General features: G+C 74.3%; 14 protein-coding genes. 9 read left to right on the forward strand and 5 right to left on the reverse strand.

The window, feature by feature from the left end:
* Positions 1 to 18: 18 nt before the first annotated feature.
* On the forward strand, positions 19 to 1128 hold the full coding sequence (locus I003_RS0105710) for an ADP-ribosylglycohydrolase family protein (protein ID WP_027770631.1): 1110 nt from the start codon (positions 19 to 21) through the stop codon (positions 1126 to 1128).
* 163 nt (positions 1129 to 1291) lie between these two features.
* Here the strand turns inward: I003_RS0105710 and I003_RS0105715 are convergent, their stop codons facing one another.
* From I003_RS0105715 to I003_RS0105725, 3 genes are all read right to left on the reverse strand, one after another.
* On the reverse strand, positions 1292 to 1501 hold the full coding sequence (locus I003_RS0105715; protein WP_027770632.1) for a DUF397 domain-containing protein: 210 nt from the start codon (positions 1499 to 1501) through the stop codon (positions 1292 to 1294).
* Positions 1502 to 1721: 220 nt separating this feature from the next.
* A complete protein-coding gene (locus I003_RS0105720; protein ID WP_027770633.1) occupies positions 1722 to 2579 on the reverse strand; it encodes a Scr1 family TA system antitoxin-like transcriptional regulator in 858 nt (285 codons plus the stop codon).
* Positions 2580 to 2921: 342 nt separating this feature from the next.
* Positions 2922 to 3671: a GOLPH3/VPS74 family protein gene (locus tag I003_RS0105725; RefSeq protein WP_027770634.1), complete on the reverse strand. Its 750-nt coding sequence runs from the start codon at positions 3669 to 3671 to the stop codon at positions 2922 to 2924.
* 2043 nt (positions 3672 to 5714) lie between these two features.
* Between I003_RS0105725 and I003_RS35920 the strand changes: the two genes are divergently transcribed.
* Positions 5715 to 7622: a D-alanyl-D-alanine carboxypeptidase gene (locus I003_RS35920; protein WP_158688940.1), complete on the forward strand. Its 1908-nt coding sequence runs from the start codon at positions 5715 to 5717 to the stop codon at positions 7620 to 7622.
* Positions 7623 to 7703: 81 nt separating this feature from the next.
* Positions 7704 to 9812, forward strand: coding sequence for a hypothetical protein (locus I003_RS0105735; RefSeq protein ID WP_027770635.1), 2109 nt, complete (start codon positions 7704 to 7706; stop codon positions 9810 to 9812).
* 961 nt (positions 9813 to 10773) lie between these two features.
* Here I003_RS0105735 and mihF read toward each other — a convergent pair.
* The gene (gene mihF, locus I003_RS0105740; protein ID WP_027770636.1) at positions 10774 to 11103 is read right to left on the reverse strand and encodes an integration host factor, actinobacterial type; all 330 of its coding nucleotides are present in this window, start codon (positions 11101 to 11103) and stop codon (positions 10774 to 10776) included.
* 491 nt (positions 11104 to 11594) lie between these two features.
* Here mihF and I003_RS0105745 point away from each other — a divergent pair, with 491 nt between their 5' ends.
* The 6 genes from I003_RS0105745 to I003_RS0105770 all read left to right on the forward strand — a co-directional run bounded on the left by I003_RS0105745 (position 11595) and on the right by I003_RS0105770 (position 15740).
* Complete coding sequence (locus I003_RS0105745) at positions 11595 to 12977, forward strand: radical SAM protein (protein ID WP_027770637.1); 1383 nt, start codon at positions 11595 to 11597, stop codon at positions 12975 to 12977.
* A 64-nt stretch (positions 12978 to 13041) separates the two neighbouring features.
* The gene (locus I003_RS0105750) at positions 13042 to 13701 is read left to right on the forward strand and encodes a class I SAM-dependent methyltransferase (protein ID WP_027770638.1); all 660 of its coding nucleotides are present in this window, start codon (positions 13042 to 13044) and stop codon (positions 13699 to 13701) included.
* Positions 13702 to 13775: 74 nt separating this feature from the next.
* Positions 13776 to 14186 (forward strand): MerR family transcriptional regulator, encoded by a 411-nt coding sequence (locus I003_RS0105755; protein WP_027770639.1) that lies wholly within the window; start codon positions 13776 to 13778, stop codon positions 14184 to 14186.
* Positions 14187 to 14199: 13 nt separating this feature from the next.
* On the forward strand, positions 14200 to 14544 hold the full coding sequence (locus I003_RS0105760) for a thioredoxin family protein (RefSeq protein WP_027770640.1): 345 nt from the start codon (positions 14200 to 14202) through the stop codon (positions 14542 to 14544).
* 109 nt (positions 14545 to 14653) lie between these two features.
* Entirely contained in the window at positions 14654 to 15244 is a 591-nt protein-coding gene (locus I003_RS0105765; protein ID WP_027770641.1) for a hypothetical protein, read from the forward strand.
* Positions 15245 to 15332: 88 nt separating this feature from the next.
* On the forward strand, positions 15333 to 15740 hold the full coding sequence (locus I003_RS0105770; RefSeq protein ID WP_027770642.1) for a Rid family hydrolase: 408 nt from the start codon (positions 15333 to 15335) through the stop codon (positions 15738 to 15740).
* A 128-nt stretch (positions 15741 to 15868) separates the two neighbouring features.
* On the opposite strand, the gene I003_RS0105775 is transcribed toward I003_RS0105770, so the two are convergent.
* On the reverse strand, positions 15869 to 16573 hold the full coding sequence (locus tag I003_RS0105775) for a TetR/AcrR family transcriptional regulator (RefSeq protein ID WP_027770643.1): 705 nt from the start codon (positions 16571 to 16573) through the stop codon (positions 15869 to 15871).
* Between the last annotated feature and the right edge of the window lie 25 nt (positions 16574 to 16598).

The raw sequence follows: 16598 nt of genomic DNA on the forward strand, positions 1-16598 counted from the left end.
CCGGACTGAGGTGGCCGAGTGACGACCGCACGCCGCACCTGGGGCCGCGCCGAGCAACAGGACTTCCGCAGCAGAGTGCGCGGCTGCCTGCTCGGCGGCGCGATAGGCGACGCACTCGGCGCCGGCATCGCGGACGCCTCCCTGGCGGAGATACGGGCCGCGCACGGGCCGCAGGGCGCCGCCGACTTCGTTCCGGCCCACGGCCGGCGCGGCGCGGTCACCGACGACACCCAGATGACGCTGTTCACCGTCGACGGCCTCATCCGCGCCCAGGTGCGCCGCGACGGCGGCCGGTGGCACCCGCCGACCGACGTGCACGCCGCGTACCGCCGCTGGTACGCCACGCAGAAGGACTGGGGTCCCGACGAGCGCAAGGCCGAGGACGGCTGGCTCGCCCGCGAGGAGTGGCTGTACTCGCAGCGCGGTGCGCCCCGCTCCTGCCTGCGCGGCCTGGCCGACGACCGCATGGGGACCCTGCAGCGGCCCCGCAACCCGGAGGCGAAGGACCCGGGGGCCGTGGTGCGCTCGGCGCCGTTCGGGCTGCTGGTGGGCTGGGAGCCGCAGTTGGTCTTCCAGCTCGCCGCGGAGTGCGCCACGCAGACCCACGGCCACCCGACCGGCTATCTGGCGGCAGGCGTGTACGCGGTCGTGGTCCACGGCCTCGCCCGCGGCGACGCGCCGGAGGAGGCGGTGGCGCGGGGGCTGGAGATCCTCGCCGGCCGCCCGGGGCACGAGGAGACCACGGCGGCCGTACGAGCCGCGCTCGACGCCCAGGGCGGCCCGGGCCCCGGCCCGGACCAGGTGGAGGCCCTCGGCACCGGCGAAACCGCCGCGGAGTCCGTCGCCCTGGCGCTGTATTGCGCGCTGGCGGCCACCGACGTACGCCACGGGCTGCTCCTCGCCGTCAACCACGGCGGCGTCTCCGATGCCACCGGCTCCCTCTGCGGCAGCCTGCTGGGCGCGCAGCACGGCGAGACGGCGCTGCCGCCGGCGTGGGTGGCGGAGGTCGAGGGCCGGGGCACGATCCTGCAACTGGCGGACGACTTCGCGCTGGAGATGACCCTCGGCCCGGCGCTCCACGGCGAGTCGGCCCCCAACGAGTCCTGGCTGCTGCGCTATCCGCGCTGACATCGTCCGCCTCGGCCCTCGCGACGCCGGCACGGTGCCGCCGTACTCCCGCGGCCGGGCGGAAAAGACCGAGCCCTCTCGGCCGGGACGGCGATCCAGTCGAGAGGGCCCTCGTCCATGCGGTCGGGTGATTCCGGGATGGGGTCACGGAGCCACCCCGCGCTCACTCCGTACGGAAGAGGCCGCCGGCGGCTCCGGCGACGAATGCGGCCCACGATTCGGGGGTGAAGTCCAGGACCGGCCCGTCCGGGACCTTGGAGTCACGCACCGAGACCTGCCCGGGAGCGGTCGAACGTACCTCGATGCACTCGCCGTTGCCGGCGGAGTAGGTCGATTTGGTCCAGGCGCCGGTGGCGCCGAGTTCGATTGCCATGTTCTCTCCGGTTTACTGAAGGACTCAACTTCTTCCCTGCCCGTTCCAGGCCGGAGTGTTGTCGACGCCCCGGCCCGACGCCGAGACGCTACCGCTCATTCACGCGCCGGTCAGGGGCCGTTCACTCAACCGGATGGCGAAAGGGCCCTGCCCTTCCCGTGCGTCCCGGTACGGGTGTACCGTGCCTCCGTTTCGTGGTACCCGGCCGCGCGCCCGATTATCAGCCGGTGTACTTTCTCGCGACATCCGCGATGAAATTCCGGGTCTGTTCGGGATTGAGTGCCTGCGCCCGCAAATGTTCATACATCATGCTGTAGTTGTGGACGTCGTCGCTCTTCTCCAGGTAGAGATCGCTGGTGACGCCCTCCAGATAGATCACGCTGGAGTCGGATTCCTCGGGGAACTCCAAGATGGCGTACTGCCCGGTCACGCCCGGGTGCGCGCCGGTCTCGAACGGGAGCACCTGCACGGTGACGTGCGGCAGCGCCGACACCTCGATGAGATGGTCCAACTGCTCGCGCATGATCGGCTCGCCGCCCACCTTGCGGCGCAGCGCGGCCTCGTCGAACACCGCCCACAGACGCAGCGGCTGCTCCGCGTCCTTTATCCGGTCCTGCCGCCGCATGCGCACGTTCACCCGCTTCTCGACGTCCGCCGCGGCCACCTCCGGCGAACTGCCGGCGATGACGGCCTCCGCGTATGCGCGCGTCTGCAACAGCCCCGGCACGACGAGCGACTGATAGATGCGCAGCGAGGCGGCGGCGGTCTCCAGGCCGATGTAGACGCTGTACGGCACGTCCCCGAAAGCATTCCACCAGCCCTGCTGGCGGGACTCCTTCGCCATCTGCATCAGGGAGCTGACGATGCGCTCGTCGTCCACCTCGTACACCCCGCACAGATCGCGTACGTCGCGCTGGCTGATGCTGCGCCGGCCGTTCTCCAGGCGGCTGATCTTCGACTGCGAGACCAGCAGCCGGTCCGCGACCTGTTCGGCGGTCATGTTCTTCTGCTCGCGCAGCCTGCGCAGCTCCTGGCCGAGGCGGCGCCGCCTGACGGTGGGGTTGACGTTGGACGCCAAGGGGGTTGCACCTCCGGGTGCGTAATCCGCGTACGGACGTATCTCATTACTGGGTGCAGCCTGCCACCGACGGAGTGTGCGCCGCTGCGATCGTCGCGAATTCGCCTCAGGGGGCAAAGGATTGGCCCACAATATGCGCCGCAGAGGGGCCGCGTGCGCCTGTGCGGTCACCGGGAGTGGTCACCGGAACGCACGGCAGGGCCCCGTCCGTCGAGGCCACTCGACGGACGGGACCCTGCGCTGCGGCTCCCGTTCCCGGCCCGGCGCACCGGCGTGCCACGCCTCGCCCGTACGCGGACTGGCGCGTACGGGCTCGGCGTCGCTCGCGGCCGCCGGGCGGGCTCAGCGCACCGCGGCCGTCCGGATCATCCCCGCGCGGCGGGACCCCGCGGGAACTCCGGCCGGCTGCGCGACAGCCGGCGGACGAGCCGCGGGACGGCCGCCTCCGGGAGTGCGCCGCGGCTGAGCGGTGACGCCGTTCTGCACATCCATCACGGCGTGCGCCACCAGACCGCCCATCGGGTCGTGCCTGATCAGATCCCGGAGCCGGGAGCGCGCGGAGCGCCCCTCGTTCCCGGGGTAGAGATGCTTGCCGAGCCCGACCGCGTGGGCCAGTGCGGCAAGCGCCGCGGTCCGCGGGTCCGGCGGGACGCCGGTGCGGATCGCGCTGTCCAGCCGGGCACGTATCTCCCGGCTGATTGCGGTGTCGGTTGCCTGATATCGAGTGGTTGGTAGGACCCCGCACATTTGGCTTTCCACGGCATGCACCATGCCGCAGCGCTCCAGATGAGCGAGATACGTCTGGCGCAACCCCAGACGTGGCCCGCCTATCCAGTTCACTGCGCGCACGGGACTGCCCCGGCGACGCAGCAACTCCAGCGCTGTGTCCAAAGTGGGGTCCCCGGTCGGACGCGGAAGTATCACGGCGATACGATCCCCGTCCGGGGCTATTCGCCCGGCCAGAGCGAGCTCGACGAGCTGTGCTCCTGCCAGGCCGAGGTCGAGCGACTGCGGCTGTGCAGTGGTACCCGTGGCCGGGTCCAGTGCCAGCAGCAGAAGCTCCTCCGGAAGTGTTCTGCGGCTCCTGCCCATCCATGCCTCCCCGCGTGGATGAATGACAGGGTGACGCCTCTCACATTGGTCTGTCGAGAGTGCGTGGGCGCTTTGATCGGGAACCTGTAGGTATGTCGTTCTCGTCTCTCAGGTGCGGGCGAGAGACGGCTGCGTCCCCTTAGGGTGGGTGGCCACGCCATGGTTGACGCGGTTGTGCGGTTGTGACGCAGGAGGAGGAAGTCGGTGGCGGTCGAGTCCCCCGGGAGGCCCGAGGAGCAGCAACCGTCGGGGTCGGCGACCGTGGACGAACGTGAACCTGGCGACTCGCGTGATCCGGACGGCGAACGTGACCCGCGCCTGGCGTTCACGTCCCCCACCGACAACGCGCCCGCCTCCGCGCCGGTTCCCGCCTCCTCCGGCACCGGGCCGGAGGAGCGAACTGCCCCCGGGGTGGCGGCGGATGACGCGGCGGACGATGACGACGCGCGGGGCGACGCGGCAGGCGCCGCGGACGGCCCGGCGGCCGGTGAGGGATCCCGGCCGAAGACCGGGGGTGACGGCTCCGGCGGCAAGCCGCGATCCCGCCCGAAGGCCGGAAACGGCACCGGGGCGAAGGCTGCGAACAAGAACACCAGGGCACCCGCCCCGGCGGACACCGGCACCGGATCGGGTCCGGAGCCGGCGAAGACGGCAGCCGCCCGTGCCGACGCCGGTGCGGCCTCCGGCTCCGGCGGCGAGACGCCGGCGCCCGGCGACGGTCCGGGCGCGGAGGTGGCACCCCGGCCGGAGCGCAAGACCCCGCCCAGGGCGGGGAGCGCCGAAGGCCCGGGTGCACGGGCCGGATCCCGTTCCAAGTCCCAGGGCACGACGTCCGCCGGGGGCGGCGCCGGTGCGGCGTCCGGCGGGGGCGCGCCCAAGGCGAAGAACGACGCGGAGGCCACGCCCGCGGACGGGGACGGCAAGGCGCCGGACCCCACGGACGGCGCCCCCGCGACGCGCCCGGAGGGTTCCGGAGCGAAGGCGGCCACCGGGGCGAAGGCCAAGGCCGCTCCGAAGGCGAAGGGCCGCACGGCGGCGGCCGGCGGCGAGGCGGACGGCGCCGGTCCGAAGCGCGGCGCGGCGGCGGCTGACGCCGACTCCGCGACCTCACCGGGCCCGGCGCGCCGGAAGCCCGGCGGACCGGCCGGTGCGGACCGGGACGGCACATCCGGCGGATCGGCCGGCGCCGGGACGCCGGCGACCGGCGGTGGTTCCGGCACGAAGGCCGGGGCCCGGCCGAAGCCCAAGTCCGCGCCTGCGGCGCGCGGTGGCACGGACGCGAAGAGCGATGCCCCGGCCGCCCCCCAGCCGCCGACAGGCGCCGCGGACTCCGGCGAAGAGACCGCGGCATCGCGGTCGAAGCCCGCGAAGAGCGATCACTCCGGCGCCGGGCCCGATGCCGGGCCGGAGAGCGCGGACGCGCCCGCGGCGCGTCGCGGTGCCTCCGCTGCCGGCGGCGGAGCTGCGTCGGCGGCGCCGCGGTCGAAGCCCGCGGACCGCGAGAGTTCCGGCGCCACGTCCGCGTCCGGGCCGGAGGCGGCGGCCCCGTCTGCGGTGCGGCGCGGGGCGGACGGTACGACGCCCGGTGCACCGGGCGGGGACGGCGGCGCGTCCGGCTCCTCCCGGCCGAAGGCCGGGGGACCGGCGGGCGCCGGTGCTCCCGGTTCCGGGTCCGCGTCCGGGCCGGAGGCGGCCGACACGCCCGCGGGCCGGCCTGGTTCCGGGTCGGCGGGTGCCGGTGCGGGATCCAAGGCCGCGCCCGGGCCGGAGGCCGCCGGTACGTCCGCGGTGCCGTCCGGCGGCCGGGCGAAGGAGGACACGGCGACCCGGACGTTCCGGGTTCCGGCCGCCAGGGCGGACGTGCCCGGTTCGTCCCCCGCGGAGGACGGGGCGCCGGGTGGCGCCGACCGTGACGCGCGGGCCGCAGGCCGCTCCGTGCCCGGGGCTCGGGCCGAGGAGGGCTCTGCGGGGGCTCTGAGCGACTCCCGTGGGTCTCGTGAGGGCTCGGGTGGGTCCGGGGGCTCTGGGGCGGCTGAGGCGCGTGTGGAGGGCGATTCCGCCCCCGGCCGTGCCGCGCGTTCCGCGGGCGATCGCTCCGAGGGCTCCCCGGCCACGGTCACCGGCTCCGGCACCTCCGGCTCCCTCCGCGGTTCCTCCGCCTCCGGGGCCAGGGACTCCGCCACCGCCAGCTTCGGGCGTGTCGCCGAGGCCGACGCCGCCAAGGTCGGCGACGACCGGCTGCGTGCGGCCGTCGCCGCCTGGGTGACGAAGTCCGGCGCCCCGGCCGCCGCCGTCGAGGACGAGCCCGCCGACGCCGTGCCGGCTGCCGCGCGCGGTGACGCCGACGACGGCTCCGTCGAGGACGAGCCGGCCGACGCCGCGCCCGGGACCGCCGCCGACGAGCCCTCCGGCACCCCGCCCGCGGGGAAGCTCGCCGGGCCCCCCGGCAGCACCTTCGTCCCGCTCAAGCCCGACTCCGACCTGCCGCCCAGACCTGCCGCCGCGCCGCCGCCGCCCGCCGCGCCCCCGGGGGCCCCCGCCCCCGCGGCGGCCCCCGGCTCCGTGCCGCCCAGGCCCGCCGGCGCGCCCGCGCCGGCCCCGCCCGACGGCGGGCCGGACGCGCCGCCCGGGTGGGAGCGGACGCAGCAGCAGCCCCTCCCGCCCTACGAGGAGAAGCGGCCGCTCGACCTGCTCGCCGAGCTGACCAACACCCCGCCGCCGCCCGAGACCCTCGCCCGTACCCTCGTACGCCGCGTGAAGATCTGGACGCCGCTGGTGATCCTCCTCGCGATCGTCCTCGGCGTGGTCCAGATGCTCCGCCCGCTGCCCGCCCCGTCCCTCACTCTGACGGCCCAGTCCTCCTACGCCTTCGAAGGCGGCGCCCCCGAGATGCCCTGGCCCAGCGAGGGGCAGGCGTCGGTCGACGTCGTGGGACTCGGCAGCCTCGGCTCGTACGGGAAGCAGAAGTCCGTCCCGATCGGCAGCGTCGCCAAGGTCATGACCGCGTACATCATCCTGCGCGACCACCCCGTGAAGCCCGGCGGCAAGGGGGCGGCCATCCCCGTCGACGACACCGCCGTCGACGAGGCCGCACTCAGCGCCGAGGGGGAGACGACCGTCGAGCTGGACCCGGACTCCAGGCTCAGCCAGGAGGAGGCCCTGCAGGCCCTGCTCATCGCCTCCGCCAACAACGTCGCCCGCCTTCTGGCCCGCTGGCACTCCGACGGCGACATGCAGGCGTTCGTGGACGAGATGAACGAGACCGCCGAAGAGCTCGGCATGGACGGCACCACGTACACCGACCCCAGCGGCCTGAAGGACACCACCGTCTCGACCGCCGAGGACCAGGTGATCCTCGGCAAGGAGGCGATGAAGGACCCGCTGTTCAAGCAGATCGTCGCCATGCCCGTCTACACCGACAGCCGCGGCGACGACCACGACAACAGCAACAAGATGGTTCCGCTGCACGGCATCGGCATCAAGGTCGGCTCGACCACCAGGGCCGGCGGCAACTTCCTCTTCGCCACCGAGAAGAAGGTGGCGGGGAAGCAGCAGTTGATCGTCGGCGCGGTCCTCGGGCAGTACGCGGTGCCGCAGCTTCCGACGGCCATGGAGTTCGGCCGCCAGTTGATGGCGGCGGGCGAGGACGCGCTCACGGACATGACCGTCGTGAAGAAGGGCGACGTCGTCGGCGAGGTCGACGACGGCCTCGGCGGGACGACGCCGGTGGTGGCGACGAAGGACGTCGTCGCGCCGGGCTGGGGCGGGCTGAAGGTCGGCCTGGAGCTCGGCGCCGACCGCTCCGGCGAGGTGCCGCACGAGGGTGCGAAGGGTGACGTGGTCGGGGTGTTGACGATGGGCTCCGGCCAGGGGGAAGTCCGGGTGCCGGTGGCGCTGGCGGAGGACATGGCGGAGCCTGGCATAGGGGCGAAGCTCAGCAGGCTCGGTTAGCGCCCGGGGGCGTCGTACGCCCGTGCTAGCGTCGCTGGCACCGTCCCCGGGGACGTCAAAGAAAGACGGGGAGTCGTCGCAGTGACCACCGTGCAGCCGGGCCGTGAAGCCGCGGCCGGCAGCCGATCAGCAAAGGGAGCCGCCGCAGGCGCCGCCGCGGAGGGAACCGGTCCTGCGTCCACGGGCTCCGGCGACCCGGCGACCCCGGCGAAGAAGACGGGCGACTCGGAGAACTCGGGGAAGACCGGGGAGGCGGAGAAGGCGGAGAAGAGTGCATCGGACCAGGGCGGTCCGGGCACGGCTGACCGTGCCGTTGCCGAAACCGGTGACCGTGCCGGTGCCGGCGTGAGCAGCGGCGGCGCAGACGCCGCCGCGGCCCGTCCTCCGTTCGCCGCCCGGCTGCGCCTCCCCCCGCCCGAGCGGTTCCGGCCCCATCTGCGCTGGCTCGCCCAGCGCCCCGTGCTCACCACCCTCGTCGCCGCCGGCATCCTGCACATCCTGTGGCTGCTGCTCCTCGCCAACGAGGGCGGCGACCTGGCGGCGCAGGACGCCTGGGCCGAGTTCGCGGGCCGGCATCCCTCCACGGCGTACAACTTCGCCTGGTACGGGGGTATGCACCCGGTCTCGTACAGCGTCGTCTCGCCGTACCTGATGGCCGTGCTCGGGGTGCGGACGACGATGGTGCTCGCGGGCACGCTGTCCGCGGGTGTGCTGGCGCTGATCCTCGCCCGCTGCCGCCAGGTGCCGCGCCCGCTGGTGCCGTCGCTCTTCGGCGCCGTGGCGCTCCTGGGCAACGCGGCCTCCGGCCGCGTGACGTTCGCGCTGGGGCTGCTGCTGGCGCTGGTCGCGATCGTGCTGGTCTTCCCGGGCGACCGCGACGACGAGGACGACGAGGCCGGTGCGGGGGAGAAGGGCCGGCGGCGCGTGAGCGGCCGGCGGGGGACCGCCATCGTGCTGACGAGCATGCTGGCGACGGCGGCGAGCCCGGTGGCCGGCCTGTTCGCCGGGGTCGTCGCGGCCGGGCTGTTCCTGCAGAAGCGGCGCACCGAGGCGTATCTGCTCGGGGCGGCGCCGCCGGTGGTCGTCGCGCTGTCGAGCTGGCTCTTCCCGTTCCAGGGCACCCAGCCGATGCCGTGGATCTCCGCGGTGGCGCCGATGATCACCTCGGGGCTGATCTGGCTGCTGGCGCCGGAGTCGTGGCGTACGGTCCGGATCAGCGCGGCGCTCTACTTCCTGGGCACGCTCGGCGCCTGGATCATCCCCTCGCCGATCGGCAGCAACATCGAGCGGCTGGCGCTGATCTTCGGCGGCACGGTGCTGCTGGTCATCGCGCAGACGGGGACGCGGGCCGCGGCGCCGCGGGTGATGCGTTCGGCGGCGGCGGTGTATCTGGCGTTCGGGGCCATCACGGTCTGGGTGGTCGTCAAGCCCGTCGTCGATCTCGTGCTCACCAGCCCGACCGCGGCCTGGACCCGGGAGCTGGCGCCGCTGGTGGACCAGTTGCGGCAGGTGGACGCGGAGGCGGGCAGGGTCGAGGTGGTGCCCGTACGCAGCCACCGGGAGGCGTCCGCGCTGCAGCCGTACGTGAGCCTGGCGCGCGGCTGGAACCGGCAGGCGGACCTGGAGCGGCACGAGCTCTTCTACGACGGCAGCCTGACCCCGGAGACGTACCACGCCTGGCTGAAGAACTGGGCGGTGCGGTATGTGGTGCTGCCGGTGGAGGACCGGCCCGACACCGGGGCGCACGAGGAGGCGAAGATCGTCGCCAGGGGGCAGCCGTACCTGACGGAGATCTGGGCGGACGCGAACTGGCGGCTCTTCCGGGTGAACGACCCCACGCCGCTGGTCGAGGCGCCCGCCGAGGTGCGGCGGGCGGACGAGGGCGAGCTGGTCATCGACGTGAAGTACGCGGGGCCCGTGCTGGTGCGGGTGCCGTTCTCGCCATGGCTCGGGCTGGTCGACGAGGACGGCGAGGGCGTGGAGGCACCGGAGGTGCTGGAGGGCGACGGGTCGGACGAGCCGGACGTCGACGGGGTCCGCGAGTGGTCCGAGAGCGGGCAGCTCTACATCAACCTGGAGGGCTGCGTGACGAAGGCCGGGGAGTGGACCCGCCTGCACGCCCCCCGCCCCGGCACGTACCGCATCTCGGCCCCCTACCAACTGCCGCGCGGCACGCACTGCCCGGACTAGCGGCGGTCGCGCGCCGGGCGCGGGCGCCGCGGGTCAGCGGCAGGTGCGGCGCCGCGGCCCGGTCGTGGCGCAGCGCCGGTCGCGTACCTGAGGTCCCCCGGGCGTGGCGCAGGGTCTCGGCGACGGCGTGCGCCAGTAGCGCCCGGTCCTGCAACGGCGCGAGTTCCACGGGCCACATGCCATCGGCGCTCACCTCCCCGGCCCGCGCCGCTTCCCCGTGCGCCGGCCGTGCCCCCAGTGTGCTGGGGGAGCGGGTCCGCGGGCCGATTCCGCGGGAAACGGCCGCGTGCGGGTGGGGCTGGTGGTAAAGGGCGGTCGCGGGTGCCGCACGGGTCGGGTCGCGGACAGGAGCTGACCGAGGCCATCGCCGCGCGCCGGGTCGTGGGCGGCGGACCCGGGGATGGACGCCTTCCAGACGAAGCGGCCGTGCCGGCGGGCGGCCACCGCGCCGGCCGCGCACCGCGGCGCGCTGTGCTTCGGGCAGAACCGCGGCCGGAAGGTCACGTACACGAGCCCGCAGCGCTGGCTGCCGGGCTTCGCCCCCGCGGCCCCGGACGCGGCGCTCGGCGCGCCCGTACGCCGCTACCTGTGCCTGCACGCCTACGGCCCCCGCCACCCCGCAGGACGTCGCCCGCCGGCTCGCCGCCCCCGCGGGCCGGGCCCGGGACCTCTTCGCGGCGCGGGGGAAGGCGGCCGGGATCGAGCCGAGGGCGGGCCGGACCGAGGTGGGCCCCACGCGTCACGGAGGACCGGTGCGAGTCGCCTGTGCCCGGTGGCGGGGCTCGGCGAACGCCCCGGGTGAGCCCTCCGAAAGCCCCCGCGCCCCCGCGTTCCCGGGCGCCCGGGGCCGTACGATCCGGGCCGCCGAGCCCGGGCCGTGCCCTTCTCCGTGCCCCCGCCGTCGGCGCCGCCCCGCGGGCCGTGCCCGCGTACCGGCGCCCGCCCCGCCTCTCCGGAGGGATCAGCTCCGGACCGCCGCTCCGATCAGCTCCCGCTGCACCGGTGCCAGACTGCGGAGCCTGCGGGTGTCCGACAGGCCCAGCTTCGTCATCAGCTTCGCCGTCTGCGCCGGGCCCACCCCCGGCAGCGCCAGCAGGAAGTCCTTCGCCAGCATGTCCCCGGCCAGGGCGTCCCGCGCCGCGCGTTCCAGCGCCTGCACGCAGTCGACCTGCCCGTTCCTGACCGCCCGGACGAGAGCGGTCCGGGCTCGCTGGGCCTCAAGTGCCTGGTCCAAGGCGCGCGCACACTCCACCGGACTGCGCTGTCCCGGGATCTTCTTCATCGGCCCCATCCGCACTACTCCCCTCTAGCTCCTGCGACTTGAGGAGAACAGTAGCCGGAGTATCCGGATTTGATCCGCCATTTGAGTGTGTGCCGCTAAAGTCAGTTGTGCTGAAAAGAAGGCGACTTGGGCGTTAAGTCGCGATGTCGGACGGTCTGCTGTACCTATCCACGGCTCCGCCGAATGGCTGACCCCCGCATCCGGCACGCCCCGCCCCTGCCGCCTCCGCCGCAGCCCCGCCCGTGCGTGGCCTCCCCGCGGCGCGTTCCGCCCCGGGCGGCGCCGCGCGCGCCGCCCGCGCCCCCGCGACCCCCTCGGGGCGCCGGCGGACCCCCGCGGACGCCCGAGCCCCCGGGAACGGCCTCCGCACACCGCCACCCGAATTCACCCGAAAGGAAAAAGCCGGCCCCCGCGCCCCCGCCGCCTGTCCCGGCCGGCCGCCCGTGTTCAATGGAGGGTGCGGCGTCGCTCCGCCACGGGCGCCGGGAAGGAGCTACTACATGGCCACCGCAGCCACCGCAGCCACCGCAGCCGAACGCAGCCGGACCGACCTGGTCGAGGGCCTGATGGGCCGCTTCCCGCACGTGCCCCGGGAGGCCGTGATCAAGGAAGACCTGCTGCGCGGCGGAATGGCCTTCGACGACTCCGCGCTCAGCGGCGCGGGCGAGGACGGCAGCGGCGAGGTGAAGCCGAAGTCGTACTTCATCTTCTCCTTCGACCACGGCACGCTCCCCGAGCTGGGCGCCGCCGCACTCAACCGCCCGCCGGAGGAGATCGTCCTCACCGGCGGCCCGTACGACCTGCGCCGCACCGTCGTCTCCGTACGGGTCAACCCCGCGTCCCCGTACCGCGTGAAGCCCGGCGACGACGGCGCCCTCGGCCTCTACCTCGACGGCGTCCGCATCGCCGACGTCGGCCTGCCGCCGATGCCGGACTACTACCGGCACAAGCTCGCCAACGGGAAGTCCGTCATGGAGGTCGCGCCCACCATCCAATGGGGCTACCTGATCTACCTCACGGTCTTCCGCGTCTGCCAGTACTTCGGCGCCAAGGAGGAGTGCCAGTACTGCGACATCAATCACAACTGGCGCCAGCACAGGGCCGCGGGCCGCCCGTACACGGGCGTCAAGCCGGTGGAGGAGGTGCTGGAGGCGCTGGAGATCATCGACCGGTACGACACCGCGAAGACCTCCACCGCGTACACCCTCACCGGCGGCGCCGTCACCCGCCACATCGGGGGCAAGGACGAGGCCGACTTCTACGGCCAGTACGCCAAGGCCATCGAGGAGCGCTTCCCCGGCCGCTGGATCGGCAAGGTCGTCGCCCAGGCGCTGCCCAAGGCCGACGTGCAGCGCTTCCGCGACTACGGCGCGCAGATCTACCACCCCAACTTCGAGGTGTGGGACCGCCGGCTGTTCGAGCTGTACTGCCCCGGCAAGGAGCGCTACGTCGGGCGCGACGAGTGGCACCGCCGTATCCTCGACTCCGCCGAGGTCTTCGGGCCCTCGAACGTCATCCCCAACTTCGTGGCGGGGGTGGAGATGGCCGAGCCGTTCGGCTTCACGACCGTCGACGAGGCCATCGCGTCCACGCGCGAGGGGCTGGACTTCTTCATGTCGCACGGGGTGGTGCCGCGGTTCACCACCTGGTGCCCGGAGCCCACGACGCCACTGGGCAAGGCCAATCCCGAGGGCGCGCCGCTGGAGTACCACATCCGGCTGCTGGAGTCGTACCAGGACGCGCTGGACACCCACGGCCTGTCGTCCCCGCCGGGGTACGGGCCGCCCGGGGCCGGGCGCGCGGTGTTCTCGGTCAGCTCCTTCATGGACTCCATGCCGCTGCCCGACGACACGGCGCAGGCCGCGGTTCCGGCACGGACGTGACGCGGCCCCCGGCGCGCTGAAACCCGCGCGACCGCCCCGCCCCCGGGGTGGGATGCTGTGCCCCATGGCGCGCGCGGGAGACCAGGACCACCACCACGACCGGACACGGGCCAGCTACGACACCGTGGCGGAGTCGTATCTCGACACCGTCGGCGGCGAGCTGGCGCACAAGCCGCTGGACCGGGCGCTGCTCGCGGCGCTCCTGGAGCAGGCGGGGGACGGCGCGCCGGTCGCGGACCTGGGCTGCGGTCCCGGGCACGTCACGGGGTGGCTCGCCGCGCACGGGGCGCGGGCGGTCGGGGTCGACCTGTCGCCGGGCATGATCGCGCTCGCCCGGCGGGAGCACCCGGCGGCGGAGTTCCGCGAGGGCGACCTGCTGCGGCTGCCCGCCGCGGACGGCGAGTTCGCGGCGGCGGTCGCGCTGTACTCGGTGATCCACCTCGAACCCGGCGAGCTGGCGCCCGCGTTCGCCGAGGCGCGGCGCGTGCTGCGCCCGGGCGGGCGGCTGCTGGTCGCGTTCCACGCGGGCACCGAGGTGCGGCACCTGGACGACTGGTGGGGGCACCGGGTGGACGTGGACTTCCGCTTCCTGGAGCCGGCCGCGGTCGGCGCCCTGCTCGGCGCGGCCGGCTTCGACGTCGAGGCGACGCTGGAGCGCGCCCACTACGCCCAGGAGCCCGAGACGACGCGCGCCTACGTCCTCGCCCGCCGCCCTGAGGCGTAGCGCCCGGCCCGTGCACCGGGCACCCGCATGCGGCGCTTGTCCTGACGTCGGCGTCAACGTCTAACGTCGGTCCCATGCGCATCGGGGAACTCGCCGAGAGAGCCGGGGTCAGCACGCGGACCCTGCGCTACTACGAGTCGCGCGGGCTGCTGCCCGCCGCCGACCGCGGCGCCAACGGCCACCGCGTGTACGGCGACGACGCGCTGCGGCTCGTCGCGCAGATCCGCACGCTGCAGGACTTCGGCTTCGAGCTGGAGGACACGCGGCCGTTCGTGGAGTGCCTGCGCGCAGGTCATCCGGCTGGCGACTCGTGCCCCGACGCACGCGCGATGTACCGCAGGAAGATCGCCGAGCTGGACGGGCTGATGACCGAACTGCGCGCGGCGCGCGACCACCTGACCGCCCAGTTGTCGCGCGCGGAGGCGCTGCCGTCGCCGTGCGGCGCGGACGGGTCCGGGGGAGACATGCCGCTGTGCGGCGGCTGACGGGAGAGGGCACATGACGACACCACAGACGACGACGTACGGCGTTCCCTACGTCACGGACGAGACGTTCACCGAGGAGGTGCTGCACGCGGACGTGCCGGTGCTGGTGCAGTTCACCGCCCAGTGGTGCCCGTCGTGCAAGCAGCTCACGCCGGTGCTCGGCGCGCTCGCCGCCGAACTGGGCGACCGGGTCAGGGCCGTGCGCCTGGACGTCGACCACAACCCGCGCACGACCGTCGCCCACGGCGTCCTCGCCGTGCCGACGCTGCTCGTCTTCCGGGGCGGCGAGCCCGTACGCTCCGTGGTAGGCGCCCGCTCCAGGGCCCGTCTGCTGAGGGACCTCGACGGCGTGATCTGACCCCGGCGGCACCGGGGGAGGAAGGGCGCGGACCGAGGGCATCGGCCGGCCGGGGTGGTCGCCGGTGCGCCTGCGGGCTCGTACGCGTATCCGAGGCGAAAATCCGCGTATGTACGCAAATGCTCCCCGCGGCGCGCGCGGTTTCCGCCGTGCCCTCACCCTCCTTTTCGCGCCCCTCCTCACCGCCGCCGCCCTGCTCGCCGGCCCGGCCGCGGACCCCGCAGCCGCCTGCCCGGCCACAGAGTGCGGCTCCGTCGTCACCGGTCCGCTCGCACCGTCCGCCCCCGCCACGGAGCCGTGCCCCAGCGACGATCCCGCCGTGTGCCGGATCCGGACGCTGCCGTGGTACGAGAAGGCCGCGGCCCAGCAGTCGCGGATGCGCTACCACGGGCTCCTGGAGGACATGCGCCGCACCGAGGCCCGGATGCGCGCGGCCGGCGCCTCCGACGAGGAGATCGCCAGGAAGCTCGTCGGCATGCGCAACCAGGCCAAGGAGATCACCCGCGCCGGTATGTCGGCGGAGGAGGTCCGCGTCCTGGAGGAGCGCAACCAGGCCAAGTACGGCAACCCCCTCGGCCCGACCGCCGACCAGCTCCACTCCAGGTACGGCTCGTGGCCGGCGGTCATCGCCGCGTCCACCCGTACCAGCAAGGCGGTCGACGCGGCGCTGAGCCTGCACTACCACCCCTGCCCCCTGTGACTCCCGGGGCCGCGGAGAAATACGTGGCGGGCCGGGGCCGGGCTTTGCGAGGGTCGTAGGCGCCCGACCCGCCTCCGAAGGAGCGCCCGTGCCCCGTGCCGTCACGCTGATCCGTTCCGCGTCCCTGTCGGACGTCGCCGAATACGCCTACGCCGCCACCGCGCCCGCCGAGGCCCGGCTCATCTTCCTCGCGGGCGCCTGCCCGCTGAACGCGGACGGCTCCACCGCCGCGGTCGGTGACTACGCCGGACAGGCGGCGAAAGCCGTCGAGAACCTGCGCACCGCGCTCGCCGACGCCGGCGCCGCGCTGCCGGACGTGATCAGCACCCGCGTCCTCGTCGCCTCCACCCGCCAGGAGGACCTGGTGGCGGCGTGGCAGGTGGTGCGCGACGCCTTCGGCGAACACGACGTGCCCAGCACGCTGATGGGCGTCACCGTCCTCGGCTACGCCGACCAGCTCGTGGAGATCGAGGCCGTCGCCGCGGTGGTGGACTAGCCGTCGCCGGTCCGCAGGCTGTGCGCGAGCACGGCGCGGATACGGCGGATGTCCGGACGGGCGCCGGTGAGCAGGATGTCCGCGCACAGGCCGTCTGTCCCCCGAGGCCGCGCCGACCGCGGGCGGGCTTATGCGGGCCGGCCGGCCTCGGCGAGGAATCCGTCGACGATGATCCGCAGCACCCGCGGGTACAGGTCGAGGGCGGACCGCTCCGGCCACAGCTCGCCGATGGCGGCCAACTGCGGTTGCCTGGACGGGTCGAGACGGCGCAGGCCGAACGCCAGGTCGGCGGAGCCGACTTCCGCGCGGCGGCGGTCCGAGCGGGCGCGTACGAGGACTTCGCCGACGGTGTAGTACCAGATGTTCCGGAAGACGTCGACCGCCTGCCCCTGCGTGCACCCGGCGGCCACCGCGCCGGCGACGATCGTCTCGACGATCCACAGCGCGGAGTCGCCGAGCCGCCCGATGAAGCCGTCCGCGGTCAGCGCCTCGGCCGCCCAGGGCCAGTCGGTGAGCGCGTCGTGCATCGTCGTGGCGGCGACGATGATCCGCTCGCGCGGGTCGTCGGGCAGCTCGGGGAGCGGGAGCTGGCCGAGGTGCTGGTTGACCAGCTCGACCACCAGGTCGTCCTTGTTGTGGACGTGGTGGTAGAGCGTCGTCGTCCCGACGCCGATCTCGGCGGCAAGCCGGCGGACCGTCAGTGTCTCCCAGCCGTCCTCGTCGATGACCCGGCGGGCCGCCGCGAGGATCTCGGCGCGCGACGTCGAGCGCGGCCGGCCGGTGCGGCCGGAGGGCGTGGGGGCGGGCTGTCGGCGGTCTCGTTGTCCGGGCACCGTCCCATCATGCTGCCCCGGAGCC

Source organism: Streptomyces sp. CNQ329, from assembly GCF_000482585.1.